Below are 16,663 nucleotides of genomic sequence, written 5' to 3' on the forward strand. Positions count from 1 at the left end.
GGAGGATCACCGGCCGGGCGGCGGTCCCGAACTGCCGGAGCTGGCGTGCCAGAGCCGCCGCTGGGGCGCGGACGGATGGCCGGGGAACCGCCCCTCGCGTACGGCCGGCGGGGCGCCGTTGTCGGAGTAGGGCGACACCCGGAAGCCGTTGCCGTACTCGATGGGCCGTCCGCCCACCCCCGCGCCGGGCGCGGGAACCTCGCTGATCACGGCGCGTACGGCGTCGAGCCCCTGGTCGCGCCACACGCGGTCGAGGTCGGCGAGGTTCCAGCAGTGGACGGCGCGCAGCGAGACCGCCCTGGCCCCGGTGCGCCGCACCACTCCCCTGGCGGCGAGCAGCCACGACCCGAACACGGTCGCGGCCGTGTGCGCCTGCACCGACTCGAAGAACGTCAGGTCGATCGGGCCGGTGGAGTCGTCCAGGGTGGTGAAGATGACCCGCTGCCCCGACCGCACGGCGGGCGTCTGGGTGGCGACCTTCACTCCCGCGACCAGGATCTCCGCACCGTTGCGCTGCCGGACCAGATCCCTGGCCCGCGTCACGCCGAGCGCGTCGAGCAGGTCGCGGTAGAAGTCCATGACGTGGTGGCTCACGTCCATGCCGAGGATCTCCAGCTCGGCCTCGACGGCCTCGGCCTCGGTCATCTCCGGCAGTTCGCCTGGCGTGACCCGATCGGTGAATCCCATCGGAAGCTGCCCGGCCGTGCCCGCGGGAGAGCCGCGGTCGAGCGCGCCGACCTGGGCGATCAGGTCGCGCCTGGTCAGCCGCCCCGGCCGCCAGCGCGGCTCCCCCGGCCGCAGGCCGTGCAGCGCGTCGAACCCGCCGACCTCCACGATCCGCTCGGCCACCGGCCGTGAGGGCCGGGCCCGCTCCCAGAAGTCGGCCAGCGAGGTGTAGGGCCGGGCCGCGACCATACGGTCCACCTCGGCCTCGCTCACCCCCCGGACGGCCGAGAACGGCACCCGCAGGCCGTACCCGCGGCCGAACTCCCCGGGACCGTCCTCCGCCGGACCCGTACGCTCGACCAGCCAGGTCTTCCCCGAGCGGTTGACGTCGAGGGGCAGGACGTCCACCCCGCACTGGCGGGCCTCGTCGAGGATGACCCGGCTCGGGTACATGCCGGGGTCGTGGGTGAGCACGCCCGCGAGGAACGCGGCCGTGTGGTGCCGCTTCAGCCAGGCCGACTGGTAGGTGGGCAGCGCGAACGCCGCCGCGTGCGCCTTGCAGAACCCGAACCCGCCGAACGCGTCGAGCACCTTCCACGCCCGCTCGACGACGTCGGGGGCGTAGCCGTTCCCTCTCGCGAGCGGCACGAACCAGGCGCGTACGGCCTCGCGGCCCTCCGGCGTCCCGAGGGCGCGGCGGGCCCGGTCGGCCTCCGACAGCCCCGACCCGGTCATGATGTCGATGACCTTCATGACCTGCTCGTGGAAGACGACCACCCCGTTGGTCTCCCTGAGCGCGTCGCGCAGCGACTCGTGCGGGTAGCGCGCCTCACGGAAGCCGTGCCTGGTCTCCAGGTAGGGCGTGACCATGTCGGAGTTGACCGGTCCCGGGCGGAACAGCGAGATGTCCACGATCAGGTCGTGCATCGTGCGCGGCTCCAGTTTCGCGACCAGTTCGCGCTGCCCCGGCGACTCGATCTGGAAGCAGCCGATCGTGCGGCTGAGGCGGATCATGTCGTAGGTCTCCCGGTCGTCGCGCGGGACGGCGTCCAGGTCGATCCGCCGCCCCTCGACCCGCTCGACCTCCTGGAGGGCGTACGCCAGGGCGGACTGCATGCGCACGCCGAGCACGTCGAGCTTGAGCAGGCCCGCCTCCTCGACGTCGTCCTTGTCGAACTGCGACATCGGGAACTCCAGCAGGCTGCGCTCGACCGGCGTGCGGTCGCGCAGCGTAGAGTTGCCGATCAGCACGCCGCAGGGGTGCAGCGCGATGTGCCGGGGCAGCCCGTCGAGCCGCTCCGCCAGGCGGAACACGGTCTCCAGCGACCGGTCGTTGAGCCCGCTGTCGCGCAGCTCCGGCAGGTCGGACAGCGCGGCCCTGATCTGCCTGGCCCGCACCTGAGGGAACGCCTTGGCGATGACGTCGATCTCGTGCGGCGGCAGGCCCATGGCGGCGCCGACGTCCCTGATCGCGCTGCGGGCGCGGTAGGTCTCCATCATCGACACACAGGCCACCCGCTCCTCGCCGTACCTGTCGAGGATCGCGCGGTAGCAGTCGAGGCGGCGGGCCGACTCCACGTCGATGTCGATGTCGGGCAGGCCCTTGCGGCCCTCCGACAGGAAGCGCTCCATCAGCAGGCCGTGTTCGAGCGGATCCACCTCGCCGATGCCGATCAGGTAGTTGACCAGGCTGCCCGCCCCCGAGCCGCGGATCGCGCACCGCACGCCCATCGCCCGGATCATGTCCGTGATGCCGGCGACGGACGTGAAATAGCCCGACAGCCGCTTCTTCTCGATGACGCGGAGTTCGGCGGCGAGCCGGTCGCGGGCCTCGGCCGAGCGCTCCAGGCCCCGCCGGGCCAGCCCCTCCTCGCAGCGGCGCCGCAGCAGGGGCACCGGGTCCTCGCCGACCTCGGGCAGGTGGAGCCGGGGCCGCTCGGGTTCGAGCAGGGGCACGACCTCGACGGGGTCGAGCACGCACCTGCCGGCCACGCGGCGCGTCTCGGCCAGCAGCCGCGCGGCCCTGCCGGTGTCGCCGCCGCAGATCCGCGCGGCCACCCGCGCCATCTCGGCGCCGTCCTTCAGGTACGCGTGAGCCGTGGGGTCGTCGAGGTGCCGCCCGTCGAGGGGCACCAGCTTGCGCGCCGCGTCGAGCACGTTGCCGATCTGGTGATCGGCGGCGTCCAGGTAGCGGACCGCGTTGGCCAGCACGACCGGCACGCCCATCGAGTCGGCCAGCCCGATCATGCGGGCGGCGGTGTTCGCGTCGCGGTAGCCGTACAGGTCGGACACCTCGACGACCAGGTCGGGGACCACCGCGCGCCAGGCGGCCAGCAGGGCCCTGGCCTGGTCGTCGCGCCGCTCGGCCACCGCGCGGCCGACGCCCGAGCGGGGCCCGAGCAGCACGGTCAGCCGCGGCCCGCCGTCCGGGCCGGTCGCGTGCTCGGCCACCATCCCCGGTGTGACGTACGGCGCGCCGCGCTCCCCCACCTGGTGGGCGGCCGTGACCAGGCGGCACAGCGAGGCCCAGCCGTCCGAGCGCGCGAGCACCACGACTCGCGCCGGCTCGGCCGCCGTCCCCCGGCCACGCCCGTGTCCGTGCCCGTGCTCGTGCCCGTGCCCGTGTCCGGTGCGGCGGCCGGACGGCAGGCCGCCTCCGAACAGGTCGTCCGACGTGGAAGAACCTTGGTCGAGGGCGAGATCGACCCCGACGACCGGGCGGACGCCCTGCTCGTGGCAGGCGATGACGTGCTTGATCGCGCCGTAGAGGCCGTCGCGGTCGGTCAGCGCCAGCGTGTCCATGCCGTGATCGGCGGCCCGCCGGACGAGGGCGGCCGGGAACGCGGTGCCGTACCGCAGCGAGAAGGCGGACGCCACGTGCAGGTGGGCGAAGGCGTGCGTCACAGGCGCGCCCCCGTCCGTCCCCCGGTCCGTCCTCCAGCGGCCCGTCCCCCGGTCGTCGTGGGGAGCTGGAGCGTTCCCATCAGTCCCAGGCCCTCAGCAGGAGCCAGCCGCCGCTGGCGGTGTCGAAGCGCAGTTCATAGGTCCCGACCTCCTTGCCGGCCGCGGCCCCCACCCGCCAGAAACGCCGCTCGCCGGGATCGGCGTCCGAGGTCTTCCACCATTCCCTGGCGACCACCCAGTGGTCCTGGATCTCGCGGACGGTGTAGAGCCGGTCACGCCAGACGAACTGAGCAGGGTGCCCGCCCCGGACCCACACCTCGATCGGATCGCCGTAAAGTCTGCTCAAGACTCCTTCTCCCTGTGGCTTCGTGGCCACCCGGGGGAAGACGGGCGGATGATTCGGGCAGAATCGCCGCTACTTCGAACATACGTTCCCAGCGGGGTGAACGCAAGTCGGCACGGCCCGTTTCCGGGAACAAAAGCCCAGGAAGCGCGTCCGCCGACGGATCACTCGCCGAGCCAGATCCCGCCGCCCCGGTAGGGCGGCTCCTCTCGTTCGGTGGCGTCCGCCACCGCCGCCCAGACGCGCGCCGTCCCCGGCTCCCTGACGACGGCCGCCACCCGGGTGTGCCCGAGCGGACCCGCCGGAAACGTCCCATGCGTCCACTGGCCGCCCGACAGGTGACCGAACGCCGTGCTCCACTCGTTCTTCGCGTAGAACAGCCAGAACCCGCCCCGGCCGTCGGCCTCCAGCCGCAGGTGGGGGTCGAGCTCGGGCTCGCCAGGCAGGCTGTAGCTCCACCGTCCGTTCTCCCGCCGCAGGAGCAGCGTGCGGCCGCAGAAGGTCACGTCCTCCTCCTCGCCGCCGCAGACCCATGCGACCCAGCCGACGGCCGCCATCCCGCCCGACTCGTCCACCGCGAGGTCCACGAGCTCGGAGAGCTGGCCCCGGTGCAGCGTAGGGACCGCGGGGAGCGGGACCGTGCTCCAGGACCAGCCGTTCCATCGGGCGACGGCGGCCCGGCCGCGGCTGGAACCGGCCGCCCAGACCGCACCGCCGGGCAGGCCGTCCACGTCCTTGGCGACCAGCGGCGGCCGTGCCGTGCGCCAGGCACTGCCGTCCCAGTGCCGCAGATCCGACCAGGAGCTCCAGGGCTCCTCGGCTCCCCCTGCCCCGTCGAGGAAGTTCGCGTTGATGATCGCCCAGACGTCGCCGGGGGCCGCCGCGTGCACCCGCTTCGGCTCCGCGCCCGGGCTCGGCGCCGCGGTCCACCTCCGCCCGTTCCAGCGCGCGGCGGTCTTCGCGCCGAACAGCCACACGTCGCGGTCGGAGGAGGCGGCCACGGCCTGCGGCTCCATCGGCGGGATCGCAGCCTCGCGCCACCGCCCGCCGTCGCCGCGCAGCAGCAGCGGCGCCCTCGTCTCGGGCCCGCACGGCTCTCGCACGCGCGTGCCGGCCGCCCACACGGTGCCCTCGCGGGTCACGGCCAGGCCGGTGATGCGGTCACGGTAGTCGTAGTAGGCGACGCGCCACCCGCCGCCCCGGACCGGGCTCGGCTCCGGCGTGGGCGAGCCGGTCAGGCAGGAGGGCGAAGGCCGCTCCCGCGCGGTGGCCGTGGCGGCCGCGGCGTCGGTCTCGTTCCAGGTCTCGAGATCGCGAGGCGTGGTCGACGCGCACGCCGCCGGCAGCACCATCGCGGCCAGCGCCGCCGTCACACCCAGAATCCGCGTCCGCATATCCGTAGGACGCGGCGGGCCGCCATCCGGTTCTGCCGAACCCGCCTGCCGGCCGTGCCCCCTGGGCTCAGACCGCGCGTTCCGCGTAGGCGGCCAGCAGCTGGGCCTCCGCGGTGTCGAAGTACGCGAGCAGCTCCCGCTCGGCCCGCTCGCGGTCGCCGTCGATCAGCAACGTGGCGATGCGCGCGTTGTCCTCCAGATAGGGCTCGTGGAAGGTCCTGAGCTCGCCCATCACGTGGAAGGCCAGCCGCAGCTCGGCGAGCAGGCGCGCCATGGTCTTGTCCACACGGGGACTGGCGAGCAGCGCGGCGATCGCGCGGTGGAACCACATGTTCGCGGTGCCGACGGCCGCCCAGTCGCCGTTCTCCGCGGCCGCCTGACCCTCCTCGACGTGGCGCCGCACCTCCCCCACGGCCTCGGGCGGGGCCGTGACGACCGCCCGTACGCCCGCCGTCTCGAGGATGCGCCGCATCGCGTAGATGTCCGCGACGTCGGCCGCGGCGAGCTTGCGGACGAAGACACCCCGGTGCAGCTCGTGCACCAGCAGGTTCTCGTGCGACAGCAGCCTGAACGCCTCTCGGAGCGTGTTGCGGGAGACGCCGAGCAGGTTGCCGATCGTCTCCTCGGACAGGCGGGTGCCCGGGGGCAGGGAGCCGTCGATGACGTTCTCCCGCAAGACGTCGGCGACCAGTTCGGCGGCGCTGGCCCGATCGAGCACCGGCCGAGCCGCGCTCAACCGTGCCGCCCAGTCCGCCATAGCCGTCATCGCCGCAACCCCTTCTCGACCGCCCGATCACTCCCAGCTTAGGCCGCGGGACGTCGCCGGAATCCAGCGATCACCATCGGGCTTCGCGCGATCACACCCAGTTGTAGCGGAGAAGTAACCGACAAGAGACTTGATGAATCGTTGAACAATCCTCTAGCTTCCAGGGGAGGTGAGCAAAGGAGTCTCGCATGAACCGACCCCCCGACACCCAGACGGCCTCATCCGCGGGCATCACGAGCGGAGGGCGGCGCTCGGCGCTGCTCGGCGCGATGTTCCTCATGGCCACGAGTGCCATCGGCCCCGGCTTCATCACTCAGACGACGACGTTCACGGCGCGGCTCGGCGCGGCGTTCGCGTTCGTGATCGTCGCTTCGATCCTCGTCGACATCGCCGTCCAGCTGAACGTCTGGCGGGTGATCGGCGTCTCCGGGATGCGCGCCCAGACGCTGGGCAACCGGGTGCTGCCCGGTTCGGGATATCTCCTGGCCGTCCTCGTGGCCTTCGGCGGCCTGGTGTTCAACATCGGCAACGTGGGCGGCGCGGCGCTCGGCCTGAACGCCCTCGCGGGGATCGACGTCAAGATCGGCGGCACGGTCTCCGCCCTGATCGCCGTCGCCATCTTCCTCAGCAGGCGGGCCGGGGTGGCCGTCGACCGGATCGTCGTCGTCCTCGGCGTCGTGATGGTGGCGCTGACGCTGTACGTGGCGATCGTCTCCCACCCGCCGGTGGGCGAGGCCCTGCGGCAGACCGTCCTGCCGGACACGGTCGACTTCCTCTCCGTCACGACGCTGATCGGCGGCACGGTCGGGGGTTACATCACCTACGCGGGCGCGCACCGGCTCATCGACGCGGGCGTGACCGGGCCGCGGAACGCCGGGCAGATCACCCGCGGCTCGGTCACCGGCATCCTCGTCACCGGAGTCATGCGGGTGATCCTCTTCCTCGCCTCGCTCGGCGTGGTGGCCGGAGGATTCCGGCTCGCCGCGGACTCGGCGAACCCGGCCGCCGACATCTTCCTGAGCGCGGCGGGCGAGGTGGGCCTGAGGCTGTTCGGGGTCGTCCTGTGGGCCGCGGCCATCACCTCGGTCATCGGCGCCTCGTACACGTCGGTGTCGTTCCTCGCCAGCTTCTCGCCCCGGACGGACCGCTACCGCTCGTGGATCACGGTGGCCTTCATCGTGGTCTCGACCGCGGTCTTCCTCCTCCTCGGCAAGGCTCCGGCCAACCTCCTGATCCTCGCCGGAGCGCTCAACGGCCTCATCCTGCCCGTCGGTCTGGCGTTGATCCTCTGGGTCGCCGCACGCCGTCGTGATCTCATGGGCGGGTACCGCTACCCTGTCTGGCTGCTCGGCATCGGTGTGCTCGCCTGGGCGCTGACCATCTACCTCGGCTGGAACTCCCTCAGCGGGATCAGCGCGCTCTGGAGCTGACGTGCCCTACCCGACCATGTGCATCGACCTCAACTCCGACCTGGGCGAGGGCTTCGGCCAGTGGACGCTCGGCGACGACGACGCGCTGCTGTCGATCGTCACGAGCGCCAACGTCGCCTGCGGGTTCCACGCGGGAGATCCGGTGATCATGCGGCGCACCTGCGAGACCGCGGCCGCGCGCGGCGTGGTGATCGGCGCCCAGGTCGGCTACCGCGACCTGGCGGGCTTCGGGCGGCGCTTCGTCGACGTGCCGCCCGTCGAACTCGCCGACGACGTCATCTACCAGATCGGCGCCCTGGACGCCTTCGCGCGGGTGGCGGGCACCAGGGTCAGGTACGTCAAGCCGCACGGCGCGCTCTACAACGCGATCGTGCACCACGAGGCGCAGGCCGCCGCGGTGGTCGCGGCCGTGCGCGCCTACGACCCCGGCCTGCCCGTGCTCGGCCTCCCCGGCTCGGCGTGGCTGCGCCAGGCCTGCCGGGCCGGCCTCACCACGGTCGCCGAATGCTTCGCCGACCGCGCCTACACCCGCGAGGGCAGGCTGGTGCCGCGCGGCGTGCCCGGCGCCGTCCTGCACGACCCCGCCCGGGTCGCCGAGCGCAGCGTGCGCATGGCCAGGGGCGAGCCGGTCGAGGCCGTCGACGGGACGCCGCTCACCATCACGGCGGACTCGATCTGCGTGCACGGCGACAGCCCCGGAGCCGTGACCATGGCGCTCGAGGTCCGCGACGCGCTCAAGGAGAACGGCATCGCCCTGGCGCCGTTCGTCGAGGACAAGCCGTGAACGCACGGCTGCACCGCTGTGGCGAGCACGCGGTCCTGGTCGAGCTCGACCGTCTCGAGGAGGTGGTCGCCCTCTACGACGCCCTCGCGGCCGACCCCCCGCGGGGAATCGTCGACATCGTCCCCGCGGCGCGCACGCTGCTCGTCCGGTTCGAGCCGCCGACACGCCACAACGAGGTGGAGTCCGCCGTCCTGGCCGTACGGCCGGCCGGAGGCCGCCTCGCGACGAGCGAGGAGGTGGTGATCCCGGTGGAGTACGACGGCGACGACCTCGCCGACGTGGCCCGGCTGACCGGGCTCACCGAACGCGAGGTCGTGGCGGCGCACACCGGGACAGCGTGGACGGTCGCCTTCTGCGGGTTCGCCCCCGGCTTCGGCTATCTGATCGGCGGCGATCCCCGGCTGGCCGTGCCCCGGCGGCCGGAGTCGCGCGTGCGCGTGCCCACCGGCTCCGTGGGGCTCGCCGGGGAGTTCAGCGGGGTCTACCCGCGCGAGTCGCCGGGCGGCTGGCAGCTGATCGGGCGTACCGAGACCGTGGTGTGGGACATCGCGGCCGACCCGCCCGCCCTGCTGCGCCCGGGGGTGCGGGTGCGATTCGCGGAGGCACTGTGAGCGAGGCACTGTGAACGAGGCGATTGTGAACGAGGCATTGTGAACGAGGCACTGTGAGCGAGCTTCGGCGGGCGCTGGTGGTGCTGGCTCCCGGTCCCCTCACCACGGTGCAGGACCTCGGGCGGCGCCGGCACAGCCATCTCGGCGTCGGGCGCTCCGGCGCCGCCGACCGGGGCGCGCTGCGGCTGGCCAACCGCCTGCTGGCCAATCCCGAGGACGCCGCCTGCCTTGAGGTCACCCTGGGCGGGCTGAAGGTGCGCGCCACCGGCGACCTGCTCGTGACGCTCACCGGCGCGCCCTGCCCCGCCACCGTCACCTACCCCGACGGGCGCACGGGCGGCATCGGGCACGCGTCGGTCGAGCGCCTGCCCGACGGGGCGACGCTGCGGCTCGGCGTGCCGCCCCGCGGGCTGCGGACCTACCTCGCGGTCCGCGGCGGGATCGACGTCCCCGAGGTGCTGGGGTCACGGGCCACCGATCTGCTCTCGGGACTCGGCCCGGAACGTCCGGCGCCCGGATCGGTGCTCCCGGTCGGGCCGGCGCCTGCGGAGTTTCCCGCGGCCGATCTCGCGCCGGTGCCCGAGCCGGAGTCCGGTGTCCTCATGCTGGACGTGCTGCCGGGACCACGCCACGACTGGTTCGCGCCCGGGGCGCTGACGGCCCTGTGCGCGGAGCCGTACGAGGTCACGGCGCAGAGCGACCGGGTCGGCATGCGGCTGCGCGGGCCGCGCCTCGAACGCGCGCGCGACGGGGAGCTGCCGAGCGAGGGCATGGTCCCCGGCGCGCTGCAGGTGCCGCCGTCCGGACAGCCGACGCTCTTCCTCGCGGATCACCCCGTGACCGGTGGATATCCCGTCATCGCGGTGGTGCGCGATCACCACATCGACCGGGCGGCGCAGGCCCGCCCCGGGCAGCGCATCCGCTTCCGGATGGCCGGCGACCAGCGGCCCATTCGTCCGAGGAGGTTCTGATGGAACTCGCCCCCGCACGTCTGACCCCCCGCGAGGCGCGGGCGCTGTTCCGGGGTGGGCTGGTCACGCCCACGTCCGGCTGGGCGGCGGGATGGGCGCAGGCCAACCTGATCGCGCTGCCGAGGGATCGGGCGTACGACTTCCTGGTGTTCGCGCAGCGCAACCCGCGCCCCTGCCCCGTGCTCGCCGTCACCGAGCCGGGTGAGCCGTTCGCGTCGATCTTCGACGGCGACCTGCGCACCGACCTGCCCGCCTACCGCGTCTACCGGGACGGCGAGCAGGTCGCCGAGGTCACCGATGTGACGTCCTACTGGCGCGACGACCTCGTGGGCTTCCTCATCGGCTGCAGTTTCACGTTCGAGGCCGCGTTGCTGGAGGCCGGCGTCCCGATCCGCCACATCGAGGCGGGCACGAACGTGCCGATGTACCTGACCGACCGGCCGTGCGTCCCGGCGGGCGAGCTTTCCGGCCCCCTCGTGGTGTCGATGCGCCCGATCCCCGCCGAGCTGGTGCCGGCCGCCGTACGGGTCACCTCGCGCTATCCGGCCGTGCACGGCGCGCCGGTGCACGTCGGCGACCCCGCCGCGCTCGGCATCGCCGACCTCGGCACGCCAGACTTCGGCGACCCGGTCGAGGTGCGCGACGGCGAACTGCCGGTCTTCTGGGCCTGCGGGGTGACGCCGCAGGCCGCGGTGATGCGGTCGCGCCCGCCGTTCGCCATCGGCCACGCGCCCGGCCACATGGCGATCACCGACGCCCGCGACAGCGCCTACCTGGTCCCCTGAGACAGCGCTTACCTGACCTGGCGGAATCAGTCGCCGGCGCGGCGGACGAGGGGGTTGGCGGCGGTGGAGTTGCGGATGCTGAAGGTCACGCTCCCGGCGCGGTAGCGGTCGTCGGAGCACTCGACGGGCCGGCCCTCCTGGGTGGTGGTGACGCGGCGCTGGCGCAGCAGGGGGCTGCCCCGCCGCACGCCGAGCAGCCGGGCGTCCTCGCTGCCGGCCGCCACCGCGTCGATCAGGTGCTCGCCGTACGCGAAGACCAGGCCTACGGACTCGTAGAGCTCCTGGGTCACCGACTCGCAGTCGGGGTCGAGCCGCTCGACGGCGGGGGCGATCCAGCCGGCGTAGACCGTGCGCTCGACCAGCACCGGTTCGCCGTCGAGCCGCCGCAGCCGCAGCACGTCGAGCACCTCCTCCCCCGGCTCCAGCGACAGCCGTACGGCCTCGGAGGGCGAGCACGGGCGACGCCGGGAGGACAGCACGGTGCCGCTGGCGCGGTAGCCCATCGACCGGGCCCACTGGGCGAAGCTGTGCAACTCGGCGAAGCTCTGGCTGCGCTCGCTGCCGAGCACGATGCGCCGCGCGCCCTGCCGGGACCCGACCAGCCCCTCGGCGGCGAGCAGGGCGACGGCCTGGCGAACGGTCCCGCGCGCCGCCGAATAGCGTAAGGCCAGCTCAGCCTCGGAGGGGAGCTGAGCGCCTATCGGATAGTCCCCCCGGACGATGGCATCCCGCAAGTCACTCGCGATCTGTTCGTAGCGCGCCATCGTGCTGAGCCCTTCCGTTCACGCGACCGACATCGATATGCGACTTACTAGCTCTGGCTTGTTTGTACAAGTTCGCCTAAGTTCGATCCACGCACCACAGTGGGAGGGACCGTTGTCCACACGTACCGCCGGCCTCGTGGCCGCGCTCACGATAACCACCTCAGTGATCGCGGCGTGCGGCGCCGCCCCCACGACCGCCGGCGGCGGCGGCTCGGGATCCGGTGACTCCAAGGCGGCCACCGCGACCTCGGCCCAGGACTTCGGCGGGCTGGACAAGCTGGTGGAGGCCGCCAAGAAGGAGGGCCAGCTCAACACCATCGCGCTGCCGCCGGACTGGGCCAACTACGGCGAGGTCATCAAGGCCTTCGAGGCCAAGTACGGCATCAAGATCACCAATGACAACCCCGACGGCTCCAGCCAGGACGAGATCAACGCGGTCAAGACCCTCAAGGGCCAGGGCCGCGCTCCCGACGTGCTCGACCTCGGCAGCGCCTTCGCGCTCAGCGGCGCCCAGGAGGGCCTGTTCGCGCCCTACAAGGTGCAGAGCTGGGACAAGATCCCCGACGGGCAGAAGGAGACCGGCGGCGCCTGGTACTACGACTACGGCGGCTACATCTCCATCGGCTGCGACGCCAAGCGGGTCAAGACCTGCCCTCAGACGTTCGCCGACCTGCTCAAGCCCGAATACAAGGGCATGGTCGCGCTGAACGGCGACCCGACCAAGGCCGGCGCCGCGTTCGCCGGCGTGTACGCCGCCTCGCTCGCCAACCAGGGCTCGTTCGACGACATCCAGCCCGGCATCGACTTCTTCAAGAAGCTCAAGGAGAACGGCAACTTCAACCCGGTCGAGGCCACCCCCGCCACGGTGGAGAAGGGCGAGACCCCGGTCACCCTCGACTGGGACTACCTGCAGGCCAGCTACGCCAAGGAGTTCTCCTCCAAGGGCGTGGACTGGAAGATCGCCATCCCCGCGGACGGCCAGTACGCCAACTTCTACGCCCAGGCGATCAACAAGTGGGCGCCGCACCCCGCCGCCGCCCGCCTCTGGCAGGAGTTCCTCTACAGCACCGAGGGCCAGAACCTGTGGCTGAAGGGCTACGCCCGCCCGGTGCTGCTGCCCTCCATGCAGCAGGACGGCAGCGCGGACGCGGCCATGGTCGCCCAACTCCCCAAGGTCGAGGGCACCCCCACGTTCCCCACGCCCGACCAGGTCAACAAGGCCAAGGAGGCCCTGGCGAGCGGGTGGGGCGCGGCGGTCTCGGGCTGATTTCGTGCGCGACAGCCGTACGCGATCGAAGAGCCGGTGGGCGGCCGTGCCGCTGCTGGTCTTCGTCGTCATCGTCTTCGGCGTGCCGATGCTGGTCCTCCTCGGTGGCACGTTCACCAAGGAGGGCACGTTCAGCACCGCCAACCTCACCGAGTCGCTCCAGGGCGCGTACCTGACCGCCCTGCTCGGGAGCGTCAAGATCTCGGCACTCGTGGCGGTGCTGGGCGGGGTGCTCGGCACCTTCCTCGCCCAGGCCGTGGTGACCTCCAGGTCCCGCACGCTGCGCGAGGCGGTGCTGACCGCCTCCGGGGTGCTGGCCAACTTCGGCGGCGTGCCGCTGGCCTTCGCCTGGATCGCCACGCTCGGCAACGCGGGCGTCGTCACCACCACGCTCGGCCTCGGCGGCCACGGGTGGAGCCTGTACAACTTCTGGGGTCTCACCCTGGTCTACCTGTACTTCTCCATCCCCCTCCAAGTGCTCACGGTCGTGCCCGCGCTCGACGGGCTGCGCCCGCAGTGGCGTGAGGCCGCGCAGAACAACGGCGCGAGCACCTGGCAGTTCTGGCGATACGTCGGGATTCCGGTGCTGACCCCGGCGCTGCTCGGCGGGGTCGTGCTGCTGTTCGGCGGCGCGTTCTCGGCCTACGCCACGGCGCAGGCCATGGTCGGGTCCACCGTCCCACTGGTCACACTGAAGATCGCCGACGCGCTCACCGGCAACGTCCTGATCGGCCACGAGAACGTCGCGCTGGCCCTCAGCCTCGACATGATCGTCGTCGCGGGCCTGGTCATGGCCGTCTACCTCCCGCTGCAGCGAAGGAGCGCCCGATGGCTTCGCTGACCCCTCAGGTGGCCCCCGGGACGGTGCCCGGCGCCGCCCCGGCCCCCGCACCCTCCCGGCCCGGCCGGCCGCGGCGTCCCCGGGTGTGGCGCGGCGTGGTCCTCGTGCTCGCCGCCGTCTACTTCCTCGTCCCGCTGATCGCGTCGTTCGTCTTCACGGTGAAGGTGCCGGGCCAGGGCTTCTCGCTCGACGCGTACGGCCAGATCTTCTCGGCCGAGGGCTTCGGCGGCAGCCTCCTGCTGTCGCTCGGGCTCGGCGTCGCCACGATCGTGCTGGTCCTGCTGCTGACGCTGCCCGCCGCCGTGGCCGTACGGCTCGGCGCGCCGCGACTGCGGCCGGTGCTCGAGGTGGTCTGCACGCTGCCGCTGGTCGTTCCCCCGATCACGTTCGTGGCCGGGATCAGCACCGTGCTGCGGTGGGGGCCCGACTACCTGGCGAGCACGCCCTTCTACCAGACGATGATCGCGGTGCAGAACCCGGACTTCCCGGTGGTGCTCGTGCTCGCCTACGTCGTGCTGGCGCTGCCGTTCGCCTACCGCTCGCTCGACGCGGGCCTGGGCGCGATCGACGTGCGCACGCTGTCTGAGGCGGCCAGGAACCTCGGGGCTTCGTGGCCCCACGTGCTGCTGCGGGTGATCATCCCCAACATGCGGTCGGCGATGGCGAGCGCGTCGTTCCTCACGCTGGCGCTGGTGCTCGGGGAGTTCACGATCGCCCGGCTGCTCAGCTTCGAGACCTTCCCCAACTGGATCTACCGGATCTCCGGCTCACAGGCGCAGGTGTCGGTGGCCGTCTCGGTGTTCAGCCTGCTGATCACCTGGCTGCTGCTGCTCGCCCTGTCGTCCGCCGGCGCGAGGCAAAGGAGTGGATCATGAACGGCGCCCGGGTCGAGTTCCGCGGCCTGCGGCGGCGGTTCGGCAGCACGGTCGCGCTGGACGGGCTCGACCTCACGGTGGAGCCCGGCGAGCTGATCGCGCTGCTCGGCCCGTCGGGGTGCGGCAAGACCACCGCTCTGCGCTGCCTGGCCGGCTTCGAGCAGCCCGACGAGGGCGAGGTGCTGGTGGACGGCGCCGACATCACGCGGGTGCCGGCCAACCGGCGCGACGCCGGCATGGTCTTCCAGTCCTACAGCCTCTTCCCCAACCTCAACGCGCGGGACAACGTGGGCTTCGGCATGCGGGTGCGCAAGGTGCCCGCCGCCAAGCGGCACGCCCGGGCGCAGGAGCTGCTTGAGCTGGTCGGCCTGCCCTCGGTCGGCGACCGCTATCCCCACCAGTTGTCCGGCGGCCAGCAGCAGCGCGTGGCGCTGGCCCGCGCGCTCGCCCTGGAGCCCAGGGTGCTGCTGCTGGACGAGCCGCTGTCGGCGCTCGACGCCAAGGTGCGGGTCACGCTGCGCGAGGAGATCCGCCGCCTGCAGCTCTCCCTCGGCATCACGACGATCTTCGTGACGCACGATCAGGAGGAGGCGCTGTCGATGGCCGACCGGGTCGCCGTGCTGCGCGACGGCCGCCTGGAGCAGGTCGCCGACCCTGCCACCCTGTACGACCGGCCGGCGACCCCGTTCGTCGCCGAGTTCGTCGGCGCGATGAACCACCTGCCCGGCCTGGTGTCGGACGACCGGGTCACCGTCCTCGGGCAGACACTGCCCGTGGAGGGCCGGGCGCCGGGCACGGCGCAGGCGGACGTGCTGGTGCGGCCCGAGGCCGTGCTGGTCACGCCGGTCGACGCGTCCGGCGCCGAGGGCGACGGGATCGTCATGGTGTCGTCGTTCCGCGGCTCCACCGCCCGCCTGCGGGTCCGCCTCGGCGACGGCACCGAGGTGCTGGCCGACGTCCCCGGCCACGACTCGGCGCGCTTCGCGCCCGGCACCGCCGTACGGATCGGGCTGGTCGAGCGGCCGGTGCTCGTGTCGGCGCGTTCGGAGACCGGAGCCGCGGCGGCGGTCCCCGAACCCGATGTCGTCTAGGGAGAGCCCGGCGGCGGTCCTGTTCGACATGGACGGCACGCTGGTGGACACCGAGGACCTGTGGTGGGACGCCTGCGTGGAGGTCGCGGACGACCTGGGCTCCCCTCTCGGGGAGGCCGACCGGGAGGCGCTGTTCGGCCTGTCGGTCGAGGACGCCGCCCTGCACATCACAGCCGCCCTGGGCTCCACCGGGGGTCCCGGGGCGCGGGCCGTCGAGGCCATGCTGACGGACGCGTTCACCGGCCGGCTGGAGAACGGGGTGACCACCCTTCCCGGCGCGGTCGCGCTGCTTGAGGCCCTGCGCGCGGCCGGGATCCCGGCCGGGCTGGTCAGCGCGTCCCCCCGGCCGGTCGTGGACCTGGTGCTCGAGACCGTCGGCGGGCACCGCTTCCGGCTGTCGGTGGCCGCGGGGGACAGCGCCAGGAACAAGCCCGCGCCCGATCCGTACCTGGCCGCCGCCGCGCGGCTCGGCGTCGACCCGGCCGCGTGCGTGGCGATCGAGGACAGCCCGACCGGCGTCGCCTCGGCCCGGTCCGCCGGGTGCGCCGTCATCGTGGTCGGCCCCTCCGTCGCCGTCGACGGTGTGACGGCGGTGCGGACGCTGGAGAGCGTCGACCTGCCGCTGCTGCGCCGGCTCGTCTCCGGTCCTGGGGCGGTCACTCCTCGAACCTAAGTTCCTTTTGGGTATCGTCACAGCATGAACGCCATGAAGACGGTTTGCGACGACCCCAAGGACGTCTACTCGGCCGCCTGCCCGTGCCGCAACATGCTCGACCTGCTGGCCAACAAGTGGAGCGCACTGGCCCTCGGCGCCCTGGAGGACGGGCCGCAGCGTTTCGGAGCGCTGCGCGCACGTCTCCAGGGCGTCAGCCCCAAGGTGCTCACCCAGACCCTGCGCCGCCTGGAGGACCACGGGCTCGTCCACCGCGACGTGTATCCCGAGGTGCCGCTGCGCGTGGAATACAGCCTCACCCCGCTCGGCCGCGACGCCAACGTCCCGCTCGCCCACCTGCGGACGTGGGTGGAGCGCAACATCGACCGCTTCCCCGACCCGGACTAGCCCGCTGACCTCGATGGTTCCCGATGGGTACTCGTGTCCCTTGCGGGTAACCAGGCGCCGGTGGATACCGTTCGGGTCATGCCGCCGAGCCGTACGACCGGCTTCGGCACG

16 protein-coding genes are annotated in these 16,663 nt (G+C 72.7%); 11 read left to right on the forward strand and 5 right to left on the reverse strand.

Annotated features, from left to right (window positions below; translation table 11 throughout):
- Positions 1 to 6 precede the first annotated feature (6 nt).
- From HHX35_RS19225 to HHX35_RS19240, 4 genes are all read right to left on the reverse strand, one after another.
- Positions 7 to 3,570, reverse strand: coding sequence for a DNA polymerase III subunit alpha (locus HHX35_RS19225; protein WP_182900154.1), 3,564 nt, complete (start codon positions 3,568 to 3,570; stop codon positions 7 to 9).
- A gap of 79 nt (positions 3,571 to 3,649) precedes the next feature.
- Entirely contained in the window at positions 3,650 to 3,916 is a 267-nt protein-coding gene (locus HHX35_RS19230; RefSeq protein ID WP_139576521.1) for a DUF6504 family protein, read from the reverse strand.
- 161 nt (positions 3,917 to 4,077) lie between these two features.
- Entirely contained in the window at positions 4,078 to 5,307 is a 1,230-nt protein-coding gene (locus tag HHX35_RS19235; protein ID WP_182900155.1) for a hypothetical protein, read from the reverse strand.
- A gap of 67 nt (positions 5,308 to 5,374) precedes the next feature.
- Positions 5,375 to 6,073, reverse strand: a complete 699-nt coding sequence (locus HHX35_RS19240; protein WP_182900156.1) for a GntR family transcriptional regulator — start codon at positions 6,071 to 6,073, stop codon at positions 5,375 to 5,377.
- 188 nt (positions 6,074 to 6,261) lie between these two features.
- On the opposite strand from HHX35_RS19240, the gene HHX35_RS19245 reads away from it, so the two are divergent.
- The 5 genes from HHX35_RS19245 to HHX35_RS19265 are packed head-to-tail and all read left to right on the forward strand — an operon-like array spanning position 6,262 to position 10,654.
- Complete coding sequence (locus tag HHX35_RS19245) at positions 6,262 to 7,503, forward strand: NRAMP family divalent metal transporter (protein ID WP_182900157.1); 1,242 nt, start codon at positions 6,262 to 6,264, stop codon at positions 7,501 to 7,503.
- A 16-nt stretch (positions 7,504 to 7,519) separates the two neighbouring features.
- Positions 7,520 to 8,287 (forward strand): LamB/YcsF family protein, encoded by a 768-nt coding sequence (locus HHX35_RS19250; RefSeq protein ID WP_182900382.1) that lies wholly within the window; start codon positions 7,520 to 7,522, stop codon positions 8,285 to 8,287.
- Entirely contained in the window at positions 8,284 to 8,898 is a 615-nt protein-coding gene (locus HHX35_RS19255) for an allophanate hydrolase subunit 1 (protein ID WP_182900158.1), read from the forward strand. The genes HHX35_RS19250 and HHX35_RS19255 overlap by 4 nt, the downstream gene beginning before the upstream one ends.
- Before the next feature lie 53 nt (positions 8,899 to 8,951).
- Complete coding sequence (locus HHX35_RS19260) at positions 8,952 to 9,869, forward strand: biotin-dependent carboxyltransferase family protein (protein ID WP_182900159.1); 918 nt, start codon at positions 8,952 to 8,954, stop codon at positions 9,867 to 9,869.
- Positions 9,869 to 10,654, forward strand: a complete 786-nt coding sequence (locus tag HHX35_RS19265) for a putative hydro-lyase (protein ID WP_220505621.1) — start codon at positions 9,869 to 9,871, stop codon at positions 10,652 to 10,654. The genes HHX35_RS19260 and HHX35_RS19265 overlap by 1 nt, the downstream gene beginning before the upstream one ends.
- Positions 10,655 to 10,680: 26 nt before the next feature.
- On the opposite strand, the gene HHX35_RS19270 is transcribed toward HHX35_RS19265, so the two are convergent.
- Complete coding sequence (locus HHX35_RS19270) at positions 10,681 to 11,418, reverse strand: GntR family transcriptional regulator (RefSeq protein WP_139576528.1); 738 nt, start codon at positions 11,416 to 11,418, stop codon at positions 10,681 to 10,683.
- A 112-nt stretch (positions 11,419 to 11,530) separates the two neighbouring features.
- Between HHX35_RS19270 and HHX35_RS19275 the strand changes: the two genes are divergently transcribed.
- The 6 genes from HHX35_RS19275 to HHX35_RS19300 are packed head-to-tail and all read left to right on the forward strand — an operon-like array spanning position 11,531 to position 16,552.
- Positions 11,531 to 12,685: an ABC transporter substrate-binding protein gene (locus tag HHX35_RS19275; protein WP_259405192.1), complete on the forward strand. Its 1,155-nt coding sequence runs from the start codon at positions 11,531 to 11,533 to the stop codon at positions 12,683 to 12,685.
- A 4-nt stretch (positions 12,686 to 12,689) separates the two neighbouring features.
- Entirely contained in the window at positions 12,690 to 13,526 is an 837-nt protein-coding gene (locus HHX35_RS19280) for an ABC transporter permease subunit (RefSeq protein WP_285785175.1), read from the forward strand.
- Positions 13,514 to 14,401 (forward strand): ABC transporter permease, encoded by an 888-nt coding sequence (locus HHX35_RS19285; RefSeq protein ID WP_220505622.1) that lies wholly within the window; start codon positions 13,514 to 13,516, stop codon positions 14,399 to 14,401. The genes HHX35_RS19280 and HHX35_RS19285 overlap by 13 nt, the downstream gene beginning before the upstream one ends.
- A complete protein-coding gene (locus HHX35_RS19290) occupies positions 14,398 to 15,492 on the forward strand; it encodes an ABC transporter ATP-binding protein (RefSeq protein WP_182900160.1) in 1,095 nt (364 codons plus the stop codon). The genes HHX35_RS19285 and HHX35_RS19290 overlap by 4 nt, the downstream gene beginning before the upstream one ends.
- The gene (locus tag HHX35_RS19295; protein ID WP_182900161.1) at positions 15,482 to 16,165 is read left to right on the forward strand and encodes an HAD family phosphatase; all 684 of its coding nucleotides are present in this window, start codon (positions 15,482 to 15,484) and stop codon (positions 16,163 to 16,165) included. Before HHX35_RS19290 ends, HHX35_RS19295 begins: the two co-directional genes overlap by 11 nt.
- Before the next feature lie 24 nt (positions 16,166 to 16,189).
- Positions 16,190 to 16,552, forward strand: a complete 363-nt coding sequence (locus HHX35_RS19300; RefSeq protein ID WP_220505623.1) for a helix-turn-helix domain-containing protein — start codon at positions 16,190 to 16,192, stop codon at positions 16,550 to 16,552.
- Positions 16,553 to 16,663: the final 111 nt, after the last annotated feature.

The organism is Microbispora sp. H10830, assembly GCF_014161375.1.
GTDB lineage: Bacteria > Actinomycetota > Actinomycetes > Streptosporangiales > Streptosporangiaceae > Microbispora > Microbispora catharanthi.